This is a genomic window from Rhodospirillales bacterium, assembly GCA_016712595.1.
Taxonomy (GTDB): Bacteria; Pseudomonadota; Alphaproteobacteria; order Rhodospirillales; family Defluviicoccaceae; genus Defluviicoccus.
In genome coordinates this window covers 360484-379364 of the sequence record JADJQT010000002.1, presented here as the reverse complement: position 1 = coordinate 379364, position 18881 = coordinate 360484, and the positions used below count along the sequence as shown (strand labels likewise).

Here is an 18881-nt window from a genome sequence, read left to right as displayed (position 1 = left end):
GTGTGCGCTCCGCGTTTCGCCGCGGACCCTCGTATTATCGTCTAGACCTGCTTTGTCAGTTCAGTGCAAGCAGGTGGTGTGACGCCACCTTATCATGATTTTGTGAAAATGCCGCCTAGCCGCGGAGATCGTCGGGCGATTGTCCGGCACGCCAGGTGCCATGCCGTCGGAGGCGTGAGCCGTTTTATCGGGGGGAAGCGCGTTCGTCGCCGCAATGCTTCGGAGCGGGAGAATCGAGCGCACGGGGAGGTGCGTGAGTCACCACTCCCCGCGCGCGAGACGGCCTAAGCCGTCCAGGAGGAACCGTAGTAATCGTAGACCCTACGGCCCCAGTCACGGTTTTGCGCGTTCGAGGCGAGCTCTTCTTCCGTCGTCACCGGACCGTGCTCAAGCTTGTCACGATCGATGTCGATCTGGTAGCCGCCAAGGTCAGCGTTGTAATTCAAGATACCCCAAGGAAGCGCATGGTACTTGGCACCGACGCCAAGGACACCGCCATAGGACATCGTTGCGTATACGACCCGTCCTGAAGTCTTGTCGATCATCACGTTCTTGATCGATCCAACCTTATCGCCGGACATATTATAGACGCTGGTTCCTTCGACTTTGTCCGCCGCGATCACGTCGAAGCTTTCCTGTTGACCATAGCCTTCCGTCTGATTCATCGACATCTCAAATCTGCCTTTCAGTTGAAGCGGTGTGAGACAAACGTTGCTTTCAACGAGAGGTTCCTTGCTCGTCCCGCGAGCCGGGACGCCCCAAGATGGTCCCCAAACGTCTCTTCTCACCGCCTGCCTGTGATGGCCGTCACACCCGATAAGCCAAAAAAGAACATAATAGAAACATTATTGCGGGGAAAAGCCCAACGGCGCATCGGGCAACCCCAGGATGGCGAGCGTCGCCTCTGCCAAAAGGCGATGCGCCGCGGAACTCGGATGCAGATGATCCCAGAACAGAGAACCGGCGCAGGCCCGCTCCCTCTCTTCGTTGCGACCATCGGCCAGTTGATCGTCCAGACACGGGCGGGTGACGTTATCGAACGCTGTGGGCTGGCCCGACCGATCGCCTGCCACCAGGGATCGCGACAAGGCGAAGACGTTGAGCCTCATGACCGTCAGCGGGTGGCCGGCTTCGAGTGACTCGAGTCCTTCCTCGAGCGCGGCGTTGAAGAGCATGGTCAGCCGGTGGAACTCTCTGGCGCACGCCGCTCCCCGCTCGCGGGCGACCGGCGTAAGTCCGAGGTCGGGCAAATTGGGAACAACGACGTAGCGGGCGCCGGCAGTGGCCAAGTCTTCGATGCTGGCGTGCAAGGCTGCGGCGGCCGTCCGTGCCGCTGCATCGCGCCCGGCGCCGCAACCTCCGGCGAGCAGGTTGTTGGCGCCGGCGTAGACGATGTAAAGCGCACTTGCAGGCACGCCCCCACCCTCGCCTTGGGCCGCAAGGAAAGCATGAACCTGCGCGCGAACGTCCGCCGGACCGCCGTGGGTGTGCGCTCCGGCCGTCGCGTAATTCGTACCGCCAAGGCGAGACGGCCGCAGGTCCACCCCGAGACGATCGGCGATAAATTCGACCCATAAAGGGCCGTCGGAAAATCGCCCGACGTTGCCCGTATCCGAAAGGCTGTCACCGAAAACAACGAGGCCGTCGAACGACGCCGCGCGCGCCCAGGATGCGCAGAGCATTGTAAGGATGATGGCCGCGAGCAAGAGCGACGCTCGCCGGACGGCGCGCTGCGGTACGTGCACACCAGTTCCCCTTCTGCTCCGACTCAAGGAGATCGGAACCGCAGGGGCGTCAGGCAAGCACCGCTTTACCGCAGAGGCGGCATGCGCGTGCCGCTCGCGCCCGGCCAGCGCTTCATCCGGTCGCCCACGAGAAACGACGCGTCGTCGCATGGACGCGCCGTCGCTCTTTTGTCAGGGTCGTGGGAACGCGGCGTCAGCGACCGCCGGCACGTTGCCGCCGCTTAGGATGAGAACGACCCACCTCACCCGACCGGCCGGTCTGGCCGCCCTCCGCCGGGCGGGGGCCGTTTGAAACACGCGGCGATTTTGGTGCAGCGAGGAAACGAACGTTGGACAGATCCGTCGGTGCCGCGTCTGCTCGCGTCTTTGCCGGCGCGCCCGCGGCTGGCCGGCCCGTCGAGCGGGGACCGGCCGGTTTAGCAACCTTCCCCTGCGTGCCGCTGCGCCCCACGGATGCGTTACGCTCGCCCGCTCCCTTGCCGATGGATTGTCGGGGGGTGCGAACAGGACTGGCAGGCCGCCGCGATTCCTGTGTCTCGATCGATGGTGTGAACGCGACCGGTGCGCCGCTATGATCATGCGGCGCGAGACGCTGGCGGATCAGGGTTTCGATGCCGCGCAAGTGCGCCCGCTCTTCGGCGTCGCAAAACGAAATCGCCATGCCGGCGGCCCCGGCCCGTGCTGTCCGGCCAATTCGATGCACGTAGCTTTCCGGAATGTTGGGAAGCTCGAAGTTGATCACGTGAGTTACGCCATCGACATCAATGCCGCGGGCGGCGATGTCGGTGGCGACAAGCACGCGGGCGCGGCCGGAGCGGAAGGCAGACAGCGCCTGCTCCCGCTGTCCTTGCGACTTGTTTCCGTGGATCGCCGCGGCAACGACGCCAGAGGCGGCAAGATGCCGGCTGACGCGATCGGCCCCGCGCTTGGTGCGGGTGAAAACGAGGGCACGCTCGATCGAGCGATCGCAGGTCAGCAGGTTCGCAAGCAGCGCCGGCTTGCTGCGCGCGTCGACGTGGATGACCCGCTGCTCGACGCGCTCGGCGGTACTCGCCACCGGGGCCACCGCGATCTCGACGGGATCGTTGAGGAACTCCGCCGCCAGCTTGCGGATCTCGTCCGGCATGGTCGCGGAGAATAACAGCGTTTGCCGGTCGGGCGCAGAGGCGCGGCCAATCCGGCGGACTGGTTGAATGAAGCCCATATCCAGCATCCGATCGACCTCGTCGAGAACGAGAACCTCGATCTGATCGAGCAGGATATTGCGCTGGTCGAGATGGTCGAGCAGGCGACCCGGCGTGGCGACAACAATGTCAACGCCAGCGGCAAGCGCACGGATCTGCGGCACGGCACTCACGCCGCCGAAGACGACGGTAGACGTCAGCCTCAGATGGCGGCCGTAGACGCGAAAGCTATTGTTGATCTGACTGGCCAGTTCGCGTGTCGGCGCGAGCACGAGGGCGCGGCACCCGCGCCGTGGTGGCCGGCGATTCTGCGCCGACAGGCGCTGCAGCATCGGAAGGGCGAACGCCGCGGTTTTACCGGTGCCCGTCTGGGCAATGCCGATCAGGTCACGGGAAGCAAGGACATGGGGGATCGCCTGCGCCTGGATGGGCGTGGGCTGGGTATAGTTTTCGGCGGCCAGCATCTCAAGGAGGGGCGCGCCAAGGCCGAGGTCGGCGAAGGTCGTCAAGGAACCATGACTTTCAATTGAGGAACGAATTGGCGAATCACTCGGCGAAGCGCGATAGCCACGCTTACCATGCCAGCACAGCATCCGCGCTTGTGCGCGTTGCCGTCAGGATCGGAGTGTCGCACGAAAACATCGGCGGCTCGTTTGTACGAGCCTTGATCGCGATGCGCCGAGGCCGAATTCGACCTCGAAGGCTCTCCTCTATGTGAGGGTTCAGCGTCGATCCGTCAAGCGAAACCCGCTGTAATCGGCCGGCGGGGATTTGCGTCAGTGCTTTACACGCAGGAACGACAACCCGGGCGGCTTGCCCATGAGGTTGGCGTCGAAGTAGTCGACATCCTCGGCGTCGATGCGGCCATCGAGATTGAAGTCCAGCATCGACCTGTAATCCGGATTGCCGAAGACAGCGCCACGCGCAGCGAGAAGCATGGCTCTGTCGGTGTCATCGGCGATACCGTCATTGTTGAAATCGCCGTCGCAGCGATCGCCGAAACCATCGTGATCGCCATCCCATTGCCCGGCGTTGGCCACGTTCGTGCAGTTGTCGGCGCGATTCGGCACCCCGTCCGCGTCGTTGTCGACGTCAGGATTGCAAACGTCGTGAAGGGCGATCCAGTTCTCGATCATCAGGTGGGCGTTGTCGACGAGATTCGTTGCCAGCGGCGGCATCTGGCCCGCGCCGCGGCGCGACATGCGGACGGCGAGGATCGACGCCGCCGGGTCCGTCGGCGCGAGCAGCTTCGCCCCCGCGATATCGAGATCGTCGATCCGCGGCGCGACATTGCAGACCTTCATCGCGATCGTGCCAGTGGCGAACCGCAGGTCCATCGCCGCCCGGGTGTCGACTCCGGGGCGATGGCAAATGGAACAATTGGCGTGCAGGTAGCTGCGTGCGCGCTGAACCGGCGATGCCCCGATCTGAAATGGCGCAGCCAGCGCCGGCAAATCGGCGACTGGCCCGGGTAATCCGGCGGAGAACAGCCCGATGTGGTCCCAGGTCACCAGTTGATGGCCCGTTCGCCCAACATTCGGATAACGGTAAAAGCCGTTGAGCTGCGCCACTTCCGGCCCCAGCGCATAGTTCGCTGCCGAGGTATGGCAGATCAGGCATTCACCGCGACTGGGCAGGCGCCAGCGCAAGAACTTGCCGGGGCTGGTTTCGACATAGATGGTGCGCCCGGCGCTCGGCACGAGAACCGCGTCGCTGCCGTCGCTTAGCCACTGATACGTGTACCCGGCCCACGACCCGTCGTCGTGATGTTTGAGCAGCCGGGTCTCGACGGCGTTACCGCCTAACGAGAACATCTTCATCAGGACCGTGCCGACGGGAAAGTCAAAGTCGCCGTCAGCCTTTATGCCGATGCTCGCACCGTCGGGCAGCGCCACCCATCGGCGCTTCGCCGCGCCGTCCGACCACAGTTCCGTATTCACCGTGTAGGGGATTAGTCCTTGCGCGGCGATGTGCGGATTGGTCCTGCGCACGCAGCCAGTGTGCGACAACAGGCGCGGGATTGCCGTCCCGGCCCTCGTCGTCGACGGGACCAGCTTATAGATCTGCCCCGTGCGCTCGACGCCGTAGAGTTCACCTTCGGCGTCGGCGAAAAACGCGCTGATGTTGGGCGACGTGCCGAGCAGACGCTCGGCGACGTAGCTTCCGTTGTCGCGTTTGAGGGCGTAGAGTTCGCGTTTGCCATAAATCTGGAAGACAAACCGCCCGGCAAGCGCCGGGATTGCGGTTCCTCGATAGACGATACCGCCGATGATCGCAATCGATTGTCCGTTATGATCCATGGTCCATAGGGGCGCGGTCAGCCCTGGTTTCGTGCAGTACTTCGACTGACGGCAAAGCGTTCCATCATAAACCGGCCATCCATAATTCGCGCCAGCCTCTATACGGTCTATCTCCTCGAAACGGGCGTCGCCGACATCCCCAAGCCAAAGCTCGCCGGTCAGAGTGTCGAAGGAAAACCGCCAGGGGTTGCGCAGGCCGTCGGCATAGATTTCCGGCCGCGAGCCGGCATCCCCAACCCACGGATTGTCCGGCGGAATGCGGTAGGGCTGAGCCGGTGTGCCGGCGTCGACGTCAAGGCGAAGGAGCTTGCCGCGCAGGTCATCGCGGAACTGGGAGGGCACATCACGGAACCAGGGATATCCGTTCAGCGTGCCGTCGCCGCTGCCGAGGTAGAGATAGCCATCCGGCCCGAAGGCGACGTTGCCGAAATGATGAAGCCAGTCGGTCTTCTGGGTGAGCTTGAGCACCACGAGTTCGGAATCGGGGTCGAACGTCACGCCATCCGCATTCAAGGTAAATCGAGAGAGATAGGAGGTTGTCGTGCTCTCTGCCTGCTGGCGGCCATTATAAATCACGAAGACCCATCGGCGCGCCGGATCGGACGCGAACTTGGGGTGAAAGGCGAGACTGACGAGGCCCCACTGCTCGGACCCACCCTCGCTATAGGCGTTGGCGGCACTATTGATGCCGATGCGGTCGGTTATGTTCAGGGCCAATACCGGCGTCTTGCCCGGCGTATAGGCGAACATTCGCCCGTCGCGACTGATGAAATAGTAACTTTGCGTATCGGTTGGCGAGACGCGGACATCAAAGGGCCGGCGCGCGGCGATTTCGCTAAATGCCGGCTCGAACGCGACGGTGCCCTCGAGCGATGGCGCCGCGCCGGCAACGCAAGTCGGATTGGCCGGACGCGCATCGAACGCCGCCAAAGGCTCGCTTGAGGTCGCCCAGGCAGCTGGCGAGCCCAATCCGATAACGCCCAATCCGATTGCGACGGCGAGCGCCGCGAGAAGTATGCCATTGATCAGGCGGCCGCTCAGGCCGCACGACGTGCAATCGCCCCGCATTGTCGACCTCTCCCTCGTCCGCATCTTCGGACTGGCGATCCAAGGCCCCACCCTGCCCGCGTCCTGGCCAGCCGGAGCTGTGATCGATGAGCGCCCAACTGGGGCCGCCTGGGGCAATCTCGCATCGAAATCATGCACAGTGAAAGCGCGATCTGTGGGCTCGCGGCGCGTCCGTCGGTCGCAAAATCAGCAACAGTGATGCCAGCGGTGCCAGCCGGCCGGCTGAGGGGTCGACGCCAGGGCCTGTACCGTGCGCACGTCTGCTAAAGACATGACCCCCGCCTGGTGCAGCGATCGCGCCAGGGCGCGGCGAAGATGCAGGGGCCTTGCCGTTTTCAGAGTCCGCCGACGCACAAATACTTGATCTCGCAGTATTCTTCGATACCGTACTTTGAGCCTTCCCGGCCAATACCGGATTCCTTGACCCCGCCGAAGGGAGCGACCTCCGTGGATATGATCCCTTCGTTGACGCCGACGATACCGTATTCCAACGCCTCGGCAACCCGCCAGACGCGCCCGATGTCACGCGCGTAAAAGTATGACGCGAGGCCGAACTCGGTATCGTTGGCCATGGCGATGGCCTCCGCCTCGTCGGTGAAGCGAAACAGGGGCGCCACCGGCCCGAATGTCTCTTCACGGGTGATTTTCATCTGCGTATTGACGTCGGCTAGCAAGGTCGGCTCGAAAAAGGTGCCGCCGAGCGCGTGGCGCTTGCCGCCGACGACGATCCGCGCGCCCTTGGCCACAGCGTCGGCGATGTGCTCCTCGACCTTGGCAACAGCCGCTGCGTCGATCAGCGGCCCCTGCTGCACCCCGGCATCGAGCCCCGATCCAACCGTCAGCTTCGAGACCGCGCTCGCCAGCTTATCGGCGAACGCATCATAAACCGGCGCATGGACGAGGATGCGGTTGGCGCAGACACAGGTCTGACCGGCATTACGATACTTCGATGCCATAGCGCCCAGCACGGCGGCGTCGAGATCGGCGTCGTCAAAGACGATGAACGGCGCGTTGCCGCCAAGCTCGAGGGAAACCTTCTTCACCGTCGCCGCGCTCATCTGCATGACCAGTTTGCCGATCTCGGTCGATCCGGTCACCGAAACCTTGCGGACCAGCGGGTGGGTGCATAGTTCCCGCCCGACCTCGGCGGCGCGCGCCGACGTCACCACGTTGAGAACGCCTTTCGGCAGTCCGGCGCGCTCGCCCAGCTCGGCCAGCGCCAGGGCGGAGAGGGGTGTCAGCTTCGCCGGCTTGATCACCGCGGTGCAGCCGGCGGCAATGGCCGGGGCCACCTTGCGCGTGATCATGGCGATCGGAAAGTTCCAAGGCGTGATCGCCGCCGTCACACCGATCGGCTGCTTCAACACGACGATGCGCTTGCCGGCGGCGTGCGTCGGAATAATGTCGCCGTAAACGCGCTTACCCTCTTCGGCGAACCATTCGACGAACCCGGCGCCATAGACGACCTCACCCCGGCTTTCGGACAACGGCTTCCCCTGCTCCGTCGTCATCAGCACCGCGAGATCCTCTTGGTGATGCAGGATCAGCTCGTACCACCGGCGCAAGATCGCCGCCCGCTCCTTCGCCGTCTTGCTTTGCCAGAGGGGGAAGGCTCGCCCCGCCGCTTCGATCGCGCCTTGTGTTTCTGCCGCGCCGAGATCCGCCACTCGGGCGATCTCAGCGCCGCTCGCGGGATCGGTCACAGTGAAGCACCCGCCGTCCTTCGCCGCCAGCCAGCCGCCGTCGACATAGGCCTGGTCATGCAGCAGGGTCCGGTCCTCAAGTCGCACGCCGATTGTCATGGCACCCTCCAATCCCGCCGTTCCCGCCTCGTGGATGACGTGTCACCTCGGTATCGCCGACCCGAACTGCGCCATCGCGATTGAAAGCTAATAATACTACTTCAGATGGTAACATGGGTCGACGTTGGCGCGAAAATCAACGCAATAGCAATCGATCGCGGCGGAGTGAACGCGGATCGCCCTGTGGACTCACGCGCCGAGAGGTCTCGGCGGTCGTCGAATATGTTGCACGTTTGAAACAGCCCCCCGCATCGAAACGCCATTGTGCATTGCCGTGGCGCCGCGCGCCGCATCTCCACGAAATTGGCGGCAAGCCTCTGAAGCAAATACGATTTGTTGCTTTTCGCAATATCCATACGAGATGGCTTGCGCTGGCGAGCGAATTTGCTTGCGCAAAGAACCCCAGTTGACTTCGAAGGCCGCTATGGCCAGATGGGCTGGCGTAGGGCGGGGTGTGGCAGCACCCCGTCCCGCTCCGTATCCCAACGTGAAACCTGTGGAGTTTTTTAACTTGGCAAACCTTATCTACAGCATCGAGCGAGAAACTGTCGATCCCGTATTTTTCGCGGTGGTCCCTGATTCGTTCATGACTCGCGAATTGGGTCAGCGTCCGACGCTCAGGTCAAACAACGTCAAGGGCAATGGGTCGGACGACATGTTCGACCAGCCGATCCTTTCGCCGCACGACCGCTGGAGCTTCTGACGCCGAACCCGATGAGCCGCTGGTCGCGGGCACGCGGCCGAGTGGTCAATAAACGCGCAGCCACGACTGGATGCCTGAACGCTGAACGCCTCATGGCCGAATGCCCAGGACGCCCGCGTCGTGAAGCCGAGCGCGGCAAGCACTGCACTCGAACCCTGATCGGGCATGCTATCGACACGGAGGTTAAGATGACCCATAGAGCGCATGGTGGTACGCTTAGGACCGCGCACGAACTCGTCCAGGACCATGGTCCGTATTCGGCCGGGCTCGCTGCGGATCACGCCGACGAACACTTCACCAATCTTGACGTCGGCGGTTTCGCATACTGGAAGAGCGTCGAAAAGCTCATCCGCGGGGGAATCGCCCGGGACGCTGCCTAACGGCGTTCGGATGCGCTCGCGCCGCCGTACACGCGGCGCGGGCGCGAGCACACAGACCCGTCCGGCCCCGCTCGCAGCGGCGGGGCCGATTTCACGCTTGACTGCCGCTGATTGTCGCTCTCTCAGCCTCGAGCGTGGACACGCCGTCTGGATCGGCAACGCAGAGCCCAAGCACCGATGATCGCAGCGGCGATGCCGATGACGTTGGCGACAGCGTCCGCCGCCGTTGCACTCCGGCCCGGAATAACCAACTGCAGCACCTCACAGATCGTGCCGAGCGCGATCAGCGTGATCGCGACGCGGCGAACGCCGCGGATGCTGGGGAACGCGACGCAACCGATGGTCATCAAAAAGGCGAAGACAAGCCCATGTTCAAGCTTGTCCCAGACGTTCGTGGTCGGCAGGTCGTTCCCGGGCAACAGAAGCAAAACGGCGGCGGTGACGAACCCGAGGACGAAGATGGTGACGGCAATCGGCCGCGCGCCGGCGTTGATCTCTTCGCTGCCGGGATAACCGCCGCTTGCGTTCACCGCCCGCCTACCGGCCGCCGGGGTGATCGCCGCGCGCCGGGCGCCTCCGCCGAGGAGAAGACGACGCGGAGCGCCGGAAGAACCGTCAGCGTGCAAACCGTCGAATAAGTCAAGGCGACGCCCAGCAAGAGCCCCATGCTCGCCATGCCAGGGTGCGGCGAGATCGCCAGCGCGCCGAAGGCGCTGATTGTCGTCAGCGCGCTGAACAGCACGGCGCGTGGCGTCGACGTCGCCAGCAACGAACGCCCAGCCTGCTGACGCCCGCGAACCACCATATTGATGCCGCTGGAGACTCCGAGGCCGAACAGCAACGGCAGCACGATGACGTTGGCGAAATTGAACGGCACGTCGATCGCCACTGTCGTAGCGACGGTGAGCAGGCCGGCAAGGACCAGTGGCGCCATCACGATCAGGGAGTCCCTGAGGCTGCGCAGCACGACGAGCAACAGCAGGCCGATCAAGGCAAAGGTCACTGCACCGGACTCGAAGAAGGAGCGGACGACCGCTCGTCCGGCCTCGGTCACGGCAATGGCCTCGCCGCTCGCCTGCGGAACCGCAGATTGGACCGCGGTAGCGAAGCGCCGTCGATTGGTCTCGTCGCGCAGATCCTCAGCTGGAAATGCCTCGACGAGAATTCGCCCGTCGTCTGTCTGTCGACGCGCCAACAGGGGCTTCGGAATATCGGCAAGCTTGACGGGTTGGGCTTCAAGGCTCTCGCGAAGTTCGGAAATCAATTGTGGAAAATTGGCGAGGAGCGCCGTCTGCAGCGCAGCGAGATTGGCCTCGCTGGGATCGAAGTGGGCAAGGGCGTCGGCAAGCCGCCGCGCGCCGGCGCTTTGCTCCGCGCGCGCCGAGGCGGCCGCCTGCAATCGCGCCAGCGCCGCGCGCGTCTCCTGCGCCCCCACGGGCTCAGGCTGCCCGGAAGGCTCCAGAACCGGCGCCAGCATCAAGGCGAGATCGCCCAGCATCGCCAGCTTCTCGTCCTGCTGAGCCGGAACGAGATCGTTCGCCGTCTCGACGCGCCGCACCTCGGGCAGACGCCGCAGCCGTGCTGCGATCTCCTCCGCCTCGTTTGCGTCCTTGGCCATCACCGCCGCGCGGAACGGATCGAACTGCTTGTCCTTCAGCAGATCGTTCAGCGTGCGCATCGCCGCGCCGTGGGGATCGCGCAAATTCAGCGGGGAGTCATCGAACCGCGCGAATGGCACGGCGATGGCTGAGACGATCGCGAGTCCCAGGGCGATATAAAGGACGGGACGGGCACGACGCTGAAGGGTTCGCTCGATCGCCTCGCCGTTGCGGCGGGCCGCCGGACCAGGTGCTCCTTGGGGAGCGCGCAGGGCCAAGTATGCGGGAAGGACGCTGAGGGTGGTGAGAAGGGCGACGACCATTCCCGCCGACGAGATGATGCCGAGTTCCACCAGCCCCTGATAGGCCGTCGGTAAAAACGACAGGAAGCCGATGGATGCGGAGATCGTCGTCAAGGTCAGGCCCGGGGCGACACCGACGGCTGCTTCCTCGAGCGCAAGGCCGCGCGCGATCCCGACATCGAGATACTCCTTGGCGCGCAAGCAGAAGTGGATGCCGAAATCGACGCCAAAGCCGATAAACAGGACGGCGAACGCCACCGAGATCAAGTTGAGCTCGCCGACCGCGACAACCGCGAAACACGCCGTCCAGGCGAGCCCGACCAGCAGTGAGAACGTCGTCGCCTCGACCAGTCGCCGGGATCGCATGCCAACGACGAGCACGCTGACGACGACAATCAGCGATAGGACATTGGCGATGCCGACACTTGCCTCGACCGTTCCGAGTTCTTCTTCGACGAGCACCGGCTCACCGGTCAGGCGAACGTTCACGCCGGTCTCCGGGCCAAGGCCCAAGTCGCGGACCGTCGTGCGGATCAGATCGACCGCGCGCGCGGCCGGCTGCAGAGAGGAAAAATCGAACACAGGCTCGAGCAGGAGGAGTTGGCGCCGCGTGGCGAGTGGCGCATCACCACCGCCACCGACGGCTCCTTGCCAGGAGAATGGCTCCACTGTGCCGGTGCCTGTGCCGTCGATCGCTCCGGCGATCGCGTTCAATGCCGTTTCGAATTCCTGCGGAAGACCGCCGCCCCCTCCCGCCTGCTCGATGTTGTCGAGTGCCAGGGTAAGGACCGAAGACAACCCGCGCAGGCTCGGATCGGCCGCCAGGGCGGAGAGGAGCGGCTGAGCGCCCGCGAGCGCACTTCCAAGGTTCTGGAGTTCATCGACGTTGAGAAACAACAGGCCATTGCGTTGGAAGAACGGATCACCTTGTGGATAGAAGACGCTGCGAATGAGATCGGGATGTTGGCGAAGCCGGTCGGCGAGGCGGGCTGCCGCATCGTTCGTCTGCTCTGGCGTCGTCCCGTCGACAACGACGACAATCGTCCGGTAGTCCTGCGGGAAAGCCTTATCCAGCGCGACGAACTGCTGCTGAAAGGGCAGATCGTCCGCCAGCATGTCGGTCGTCGAGGTGTTGATGCTGACGTTTGTTGCTGCCCAGTAGGCGGAGAACACGGCCGTGACGATCGCAAAGGCGACAACCGCGACCCGGTTCTGGCAGCAAAAACGAACCCAGGCGACGAGCCATCGCACAAACAAGACATTGGCGCGCGACCACGGCTTTTCGCTCCGGCGTGATCGCACAATCACCGCCGCGGACCGCAGATGAAGCCCACAGACGGCGTGCAATACGGCGTTCGTGCAAAGCAGGCACGCGGCAAAAGGCGTGGCGTCCTCGCCCGACGTATGCTAGGCGGAAGAGACGTTAGCGCATCCGTTGCCATCCGCGGGAACGGTGGCGATGCTTCAATGAGGGCAGGTTTCATGACGGAAGTGATGCGGGTGTTGCGACGGGAACATGCCAACATGGCGGCACTGATCAAGACTCTCGAGTGGCAGATAAGCGAGTTTGAGGCTGGGCGTACGCCCGATTACGACGTCATTCGTAGCGTTGTCGACTACTTTCTGAGTTTCCCCGATCTCTACCATCATCCCAAGGAAGATATCGTGTTCGGCAAGCTGGCGGAGCGGGCGCCGGACGACACCAAGCGCATCGGCGACCTGCGGAGCGAGCACGAGAGCCTCGGCGCGCGAACGCGTGAGTTGTCGGCTGGACTGAGCGCCGTCCTCGAAGAAGCGCACGTCCCGCGCGAGGCGTTCGTCCGTTGGGCGCGAAGCTTCATCGACCTGCAGGAAGCCCACATGCAAATGGAGGAGACGGAGTTCTTTCCGACAGCGCTGGAAAAGCTCTCCGCCGCTGATTGGGAAGACCTGGAAGCGCAGATGACGACGCCCGACGACCCCTTGTTCGGCGAGCATGTCGGACAGCGCTTCGAGAGCCTTCGCAAGAGCATCTTGCGCTGGCATTCCGAACACCAGCAAATCAACGGTGACCGCCAGCCATAGGGACCGGTGGATGGCAGGCGCGTCGGAACTCCTCCTCGCGCGCCGTAAGTGTGCCGCCGCATTCCAAGCGCACCGCGGTTTTTCCGGCGAAAGAGACTTGTGACCCCCCTGCCGGCGCCCGGCGACAGGGCCGGGTCCGATTGGATCAGGCGTCGCGCGCCAGACGCAGGATCTGCTCCATTGCGAGGGTGACGGTCAGTTTTTCGTTGTGAAGTTCCGCGTGGATACGGGGAAGCGCCTCGATGACCTTCGGGTGCGTCTTGACGTCGTTCATCAGCCGGTCCTGGAGCATGCTCCACATCGCCTTCCACCGCTGGCTCTGCCGCTTTTCACGAAACTCCCCGCTGATGGTGAGCTTTTCCCGGTAAAGCTGTAGCTTGGCCCAGACGTCGTCCAGCCCGATATTTTTCAGCGCGCTGCACATCGTCACCGGCGGCAGCCAGTTGGGACTGCGCTGCTGCATGATGTGCAGCGCGTTCCGGTAGTGGATGACCGCCTGTTTCGCCTTGATTTCATTGTCGGCGTCCGCCTTGTTGACGACGATCATATCGGCGATCTCAAGCACGCCCTTCTTGATCCCCTGCAATTCGTCGCCGGCGCCCGGCAGCATCAGGACCAGAAAGAAATCGGTCATATCGGCGACGGCGACCTCGGACTGACCGGCGCCGACCGTCTCGATCAGGATGACGTCGAAGCCGGCGGCCTCGCAGACCACCATCGTCTGCCGGGTCGTGCGGGTAACCCCGCCCAGGGTGCCGCCCGATGGCGAGGGCCGAATGAACGCGTTGTCCTCGACGCTGAGATTGGCCATGCGCGTTTTGTCGCCGAGTATGCTGCCACCGCTCAGCGGGCTCGTCGGATCGACGGCAAGAACGGCGACCTTGCGCCCCTCGCGACACAGGTTACAGCCGAACGCCTCGACGAAGGTACTCTTGCCGACGCCCGGAACGCCGGTGATACCAATCCGAAAGGCGTTGCCCGAATGAGGCAGCAACCTCAGGCTGATCTCGGCCGCCAGACGTTGATGGTTGGGGTTCCGGCTTTCGATGAAGGTGATCGCGCGGCCGAGCATCGCCCGGTCGCCCGCCAGCACCCCCGCGACCATGTCATCGACGCTTGGACGGGCGCGGGAGGGAACGGCAGCGGGAGGCTTCGGAACGGATACCGCTCCCGGCTCCTCGGTAACGGCGAAAAACGGCTGCACCTGGCACGGTCCTTGTCGGCTGCGAACCCCGGACGTGATCGCCGGGGACTTAAAAGCGTCCGCCTCCAGCCCGCATCGCGGGAGCACACGCGGACCGCTCAGAACGAAGGCGGCGGCGGAAGAACTTCCGCCGCCGCCACCGATCGGTGTAGGCCTTAGGCGGCTTCGCTGGTGTAGCCAAGGCGGGTGTTCAGAGCACCGAGCAAACTGATCGCCGCCTGGCTGATCACGGTGCCCGGCGGGTAGATCGCCTCGGCTCCTGCTGCGTACAGGGCCTCGTAATCCTGCGGCGGGATGACCCCGCCGACGACGATGAGGATGTCCTCGCGACCCAGCGCCTTCAGCTCCTTTTTCAGCTCAGGGACCAAGGTCAGGTGCCCGGCGGCCAGCGAACTCGCGCCGACGACGTGCACGTCGTTCTCGACCGCCTGCCGCGCGACTTCCGCCGGTGTCTGGAACAGCGGGCCGATGTCGACATCGAAGCCGAGATCGGCGAACGCCGAGGCGATCACCTTCTGGCCACGGTCGTGGCCATCCTGGCCCATCTTGGCGATGAGGATACGCGGGCGGCGACCGTCATTCACCTCGAACGTCTCGACCATCTTATGAACCGTCTTGACCACGTCCGATTTCTCCCCGACCTCGCCGCTGTAGACGCCGGAGATCGCCTTGATCTCGGCCTTGTGGCGGCCATAGACCTTCTCGAGCGCGGACGAGATTTCGCCCACGGTGCACTTCGCGCGCGCCGCCTCGACGGCCAGACCCAAAAGGTTGCCCTCGCCCGTATCCGCCGCCTTGGTCAAGGCTGCCAGCTTCTGTTCAACGACGCTGGGATCGCGCTCCTTGCGAAGCTGCTCGAGTTGGGCGATCTGCTGGGCGCGCACCTGCGCGTTGTCGACCTTGAGGACCGGTACGTCCTCTTTCTCGGCGAGCAAATACTTGTTGACGCCGACCACCGTCTGCCGGCCGGAATCGATGCGCGCCTGGGTCCGTGCCGCGGCTTCCTCGATGCGCAGCTTGGGAATGCCGGCCTCGATCGCCTTGGCCATGCCGCCGGACTGCTCGACCTCCTGGATGTGGCCCCACGCCTTTTCCGCGAGTTCGCGGGTGAGGCGCTCGACGTAGTAGGAGCCGCCCCAGGGATCGATGACCTGCGTCGTGCCGCTTTCCTGCTGCAAGAAGAGCTGGGTGTTGCGGGCGATGCGGGCGGAAAAATCGGTCGGCAGCGCCAGCGCCTCGTCGAACGAATTGGTATGCAGCGACTGGGTATGGCCCTGCGTCGCCCCCATTGCCTCGATGCACGTGCGCACGACGTTGTTGTAGACGTCCTGCGCCGTCAGGCTCCAACCCGACGTCTGCGAATGGGTGCGAAGTGCCAGCGACTTGTTGTTCTTCGGATCGAACTGCTTGATCAGTTTCGCCCACAACAGGCGCGCCGCCCGCATCTTGGCCACTTCCATGTAGAAGTTCATGCCGATCGCCCAGAAGAACGACAGCCGCGGCGCGAACTTATCGATGGTCAGCCCGGCCTTGAGACCGCAACGGGCATACTCGACACCGTCGGCGAGCGTATACGCCATCTCGAGGTCGGCCGTCGCGCCCGCTTCCTGCATGTGATAGCCGGAAATCGAGATCGAGTTGAACTTCGGCATGTTCTGCGAGGTGAAGCCGAAGATATCGGAAATGATGCGGATCGAAGGCGTTGGCGGATAGATGTAGGTATTGCGGACCATGAATTCCTTGAGAATGTCGTTCTGGATGGTCCCGGCGAGTTGCTCGTGCTTCACCCCTTGCTCTTCGGCTGCAACGATGTAGAGCGCGAGGATCGGCAGCACCGCGCCGTTCATCGTCATCGATACCGTCATCTGGTCGAGCGGGATGCTGTCGAACAGCACGCGCATGTCCATGATCGAATCGATCGCCACGCCGGCCATGCCGACGTCGCCAGCGACGCGCGGATTATCGGAATCGTAGCCGCGGTGGGTCGCGAGGTCGAAAGCGACGGAAAGGCCCTTTTGTCCCGCCGCGAGGTTGCGGCGATAGAACGCGTTTGAATCCTTAGCGGTCGAAAAGCCGGCATACTGGCGGATCGTCCACGGCTGGGTCACGTACATCGCCGGGTAGGGACCACGCAGATACGGCGGGATTCCCGCCATCGTATCAAGGTGATCGACCCCATCGAGGTCGGCCGCGGAATAGAGCGGCTTGACCGGAATGTGCTCCGGCGTATCCCAGACGAATGCCGACGGCGCACGGCCGGTCTCGGCCTCGAAGCGCTTCGACCACGCGGCGAGCCCCCCGTCCTGTGGCGGCAAATTGCCGGGCTGCAGAGGAATGTTGGTGAAATCGGGGATCCCGGCCATGGTCAAATCACTCCCAAGAACGCGAGGGCGGATTGTGTCGTTTTTAGAAGATCACCGCCCATGAAAATGAAATCGTCGACGCCCGCGGCAGCGTAGGTCTGCCGCTTGTCGCCGGGGTTCCCGGCGAGGAACAAAAACGCGCAGCCGGACGCCTTAAGCGCTTCGGCGGTCGGCACGGCCATGGTTTCGTAGACCGGATCGGCGGAACACAGGATGGCGATCGTAGCACCGCTGTCCTTGAACGCGGCAACGCAGCTTTCGACGTCGCCAAAGCCGGCATTGCCGATCGCCTCGATGCCGGCGACCTCGAAGAAGTTCTTGGCAAAGGTCGCCCGACCGGTGTGCTGGGCGACGCTGCCGAGATTGGCGAGGAAAATCTTCGGCAGCGAACCGGTCTTCTGCTTGAAGGCATCGGCGGCATCGCGCAACGCTTCGAAACGCTCCGCCAGCCGATGGTGCGGCAGGGGATCGACGGAGGTCGTCTCACCCTTCATCGCCTCGGCCATCTGCCCGATCGTGGCACCGGCCGATGCAGCCAGCACCGCGGCTGTCGTGATCGCCCCGGGCTTGGCGCCGGCCAGCGCCTTGGCGGCACCCTCGCCATCAGCGCGCGCCTTCGGCAGCCGCTCGCAGGCGGACTTCAATGCCGTCGCCGCGTCGGCAACCGCGAGGTCGAGCGGCGCTTCAAGAATATTGGGAAATTCGCTCACGCCGGTCAGTGGATCACGCCGCTTGGAAAGCGCCACCTCGCGCTCGGCGAACGCCGCCGCGATCTTGCCGGCGAAGCTGCCGTCCGCGATCACGCTCGCCATGCCGCCGGCTTTCTCAATCGCCTGAAATTCCGCCCAGGCGGCTTGAGCGAGATCGTCGGTGCGGCTTTCGACGTACCACGACCCCCCTGCCGGATCGATCACCTTGGCAAGGTTGGACTCTTCGGCGAGGATCACCTGGGTATTGCGGGCGATGCGGCGGCCAAGCTCATCAGCCAGCCCCAGCGCGGCGCCGAACGGCTGCACGGTAATCGAGTCCGCGCCGGCGACCGCGGCGGCGAAGCAGGCGACGGTTGTCCGCAGCATGTTCACCCATGGATCGCGCTTGCTCATCATCCGGGAGGCGGTGACGGCGTTCAGCTTCATGCCGCGGGCCGTCTCGGACGCGCCGCACGCTTCGGCAATTCGCGCCCAGATCTTGCGCGCCGCCCTCAACTTGCTGATCGCAAGGAACTGATCGCACGGAACGGAATAGGTGAACAGGATTTGCCGACAGGCGGTGTCGACATCAAGCCCCGCGGCCATCATCGCCTTCAGATAGACGATGGCGGTCGCCATCGACGCGGCGAGATCCTGGCTCTCCGTGGCCCCAGCGCTGTGATACGCCGACGTATCGACCCCAACCGCGGTGACCTGGGGCAACGTCGCCGCCGTCTGCCGGGCGAGGTCGGCCATCTGCGCCAGCGCCGCATCGAGCCCCGTCGGCAGGCTGCCGGTTTTCGCCAGCGTCGCCAGCGGATCGGCGTTGAACGCGCCTTTCGCCGCCTCGGGCGCCACGCGACGACGGGTCCAAAGCGCCTGCAGCATTGCCGCGGCGGGAAGGAATTGTGCCCCCGCTTCGAGTGAGACCGCGATCAGGTCGAGGTAAACCCCGGTCAGCAGCCGGTCGAGATCGTCGAGGGTATAGACCATCACGCCGTCGTCGCCGGCGAGCCCTGCCGCGCCGGCGGCGTCCACGTCGAGACCCGCCGAGGCCGCCGCGTCGAAGCGCACCGTCACCGAGGTCACGCCGCGGGATAATTCGTTCAAGATGATGTCGTTACATTTCGACGGATCGGGATAGGCATACGTCTGCCGCATATCCCAGTTATCGACCCGGGTACCGGCCGCCTTCGCACCGCGGGTAAACGGCGCCGCGCCCGGGAACCCCGAGGGATCGCCCGCCGAGGGCCAGTCCTGCCGCGTGTAGATCGGCTTCAGGGTCACCCCTTCATAGGTTTTGGTGTACATGCGCTTATCGAAGGGCGCACCCTTCAGTGCCTTTTCCACCTCGGCAACCCATTGTTCGTGGGTCGGCATGGAAAAGCCGTCGGCGAACTTGATCTCTTGGTTGGTCATCGGGATTCCCGCGCTGCTTGCGATTAGCTCGATTGTCTTCGAGTCGTGTCGCCAAGCTCC

Annotated in this window: 13 protein-coding genes; 3 read left to right on the top strand and 10 right to left on the bottom strand. The window is 64.0% G+C overall.

Features of this window, described 5'->3' with window-relative positions:
* Positions 1–284: 284 nt before the first annotated feature.
* The 5 genes from IPK66_13645 to IPK66_13625 form a co-directional block, all read right to left on the bottom strand.
* Positions 285–671, bottom strand: a complete 387-nt coding sequence (locus tag IPK66_13645) for a PRC-barrel domain-containing protein (GenBank protein ID MBK8176259.1) — start codon at positions 669–671, stop codon at positions 285–287.
* A 174-nt stretch (positions 672–845) separates the two neighbouring features.
* Positions 846–1745 carry an SGNH/GDSL hydrolase family protein gene (locus IPK66_13640; protein MBK8176258.1) on the bottom strand — a complete coding sequence of 300 codons (900 nt, stop codon included), beginning with the start codon at positions 1743–1745 and terminating at the stop codon, positions 846–848.
* 193 nt (positions 1746–1938) lie between these two features.
* Entirely contained in the window at positions 1939–3438 is a 1500-nt protein-coding gene (locus tag IPK66_13635) for a DEAD/DEAH box helicase (GenBank protein MBK8176257.1), read from the bottom strand.
* A gap of 267 nt (positions 3439–3705) precedes the next feature.
* Positions 3706–6297 (bottom strand): PQQ-dependent sugar dehydrogenase, encoded by a 2592-nt coding sequence (locus IPK66_13630; protein MBK8176256.1) that lies wholly within the window; start codon positions 6295–6297, stop codon positions 3706–3708.
* A 335-nt stretch (positions 6298–6632) separates the two neighbouring features.
* Complete coding sequence (locus IPK66_13625; GenBank protein ID MBK8176255.1) at positions 6633–8087, bottom strand: NAD-dependent succinate-semialdehyde dehydrogenase; 1455 nt, start codon at positions 8085–8087, stop codon at positions 6633–6635.
* Positions 8088–8595: 508 nt separating this feature from the next.
* Between IPK66_13625 and IPK66_13620 the strand changes: the two genes are divergently transcribed.
* Together IPK66_13620 and IPK66_13615 are read left to right on the top strand one after the other, a co-directional pair.
* Complete coding sequence (locus IPK66_13620; protein MBK8176254.1) at positions 8596–8802, top strand: hypothetical protein; 207 nt, start codon at positions 8596–8598, stop codon at positions 8800–8802.
* A gap of 188 nt (positions 8803–8990) precedes the next feature.
* Positions 8991–9182 carry a hypothetical protein gene (locus tag IPK66_13615; GenBank protein ID MBK8176253.1) on the top strand — a complete coding sequence of 64 codons (192 nt, stop codon included), beginning with the start codon at positions 8991–8993 and terminating at the stop codon, positions 9180–9182.
* 122 nt (positions 9183–9304) lie between these two features.
* On the opposite strand, the gene vanZ is transcribed toward IPK66_13615, so the two are convergent.
* Positions 9305–9712 (bottom strand): VanZ family protein, encoded by a 408-nt coding sequence (vanZ, locus tag IPK66_13610; protein MBK8176252.1) that lies wholly within the window; start codon positions 9710–9712, stop codon positions 9305–9307.
* Positions 9709–12390, bottom strand: a complete 2682-nt coding sequence (locus IPK66_13605) for an MMPL family transporter (protein ID MBK8176251.1) — start codon at positions 12388–12390, stop codon at positions 9709–9711. Before IPK66_13605 ends, vanZ begins: the two co-directional genes overlap by 4 nt.
* A 159-nt stretch (positions 12391–12549) precedes the next feature.
* On the opposite strand from IPK66_13605, the gene IPK66_13600 reads away from it, so the two are divergent.
* Positions 12550–13146 carry a hemerythrin domain-containing protein gene (locus tag IPK66_13600; GenBank protein ID MBK8176250.1) on the top strand — a complete coding sequence of 199 codons (597 nt, stop codon included), beginning with the start codon at positions 12550–12552 and terminating at the stop codon, positions 13144–13146.
* Between the two features lie 145 nt (positions 13147–13291).
* Here IPK66_13600 and meaB read toward each other — a convergent pair whose 3' ends face one another.
* The 3 genes from meaB to IPK66_13585 form a co-directional block, all read right to left on the bottom strand.
* Positions 13292–14251, bottom strand: a complete 960-nt coding sequence (gene meaB, locus IPK66_13595) for a methylmalonyl Co-A mutase-associated GTPase MeaB (protein MBK8176249.1) — start codon at positions 14249–14251, stop codon at positions 13292–13294.
* 254 nt (positions 14252–14505) lie between these two features.
* On the bottom strand, positions 14506–16713 hold the full coding sequence (gene scpA / locus IPK66_13590; protein MBK8176248.1) for a methylmalonyl-CoA mutase: 2208 nt from the start codon (positions 16711–16713) through the stop codon (positions 14506–14508).
* A 2-nt stretch (positions 16714–16715) separates the two neighbouring features.
* Positions 16716–18821 carry a methylmalonyl-CoA mutase small subunit gene (locus tag IPK66_13585; protein ID MBK8176247.1) on the bottom strand — a complete coding sequence of 702 codons (2106 nt, stop codon included), beginning with the start codon at positions 18819–18821 and terminating at the stop codon, positions 16716–16718.
* Positions 18822–18881 lie beyond the last annotated feature (60 nt).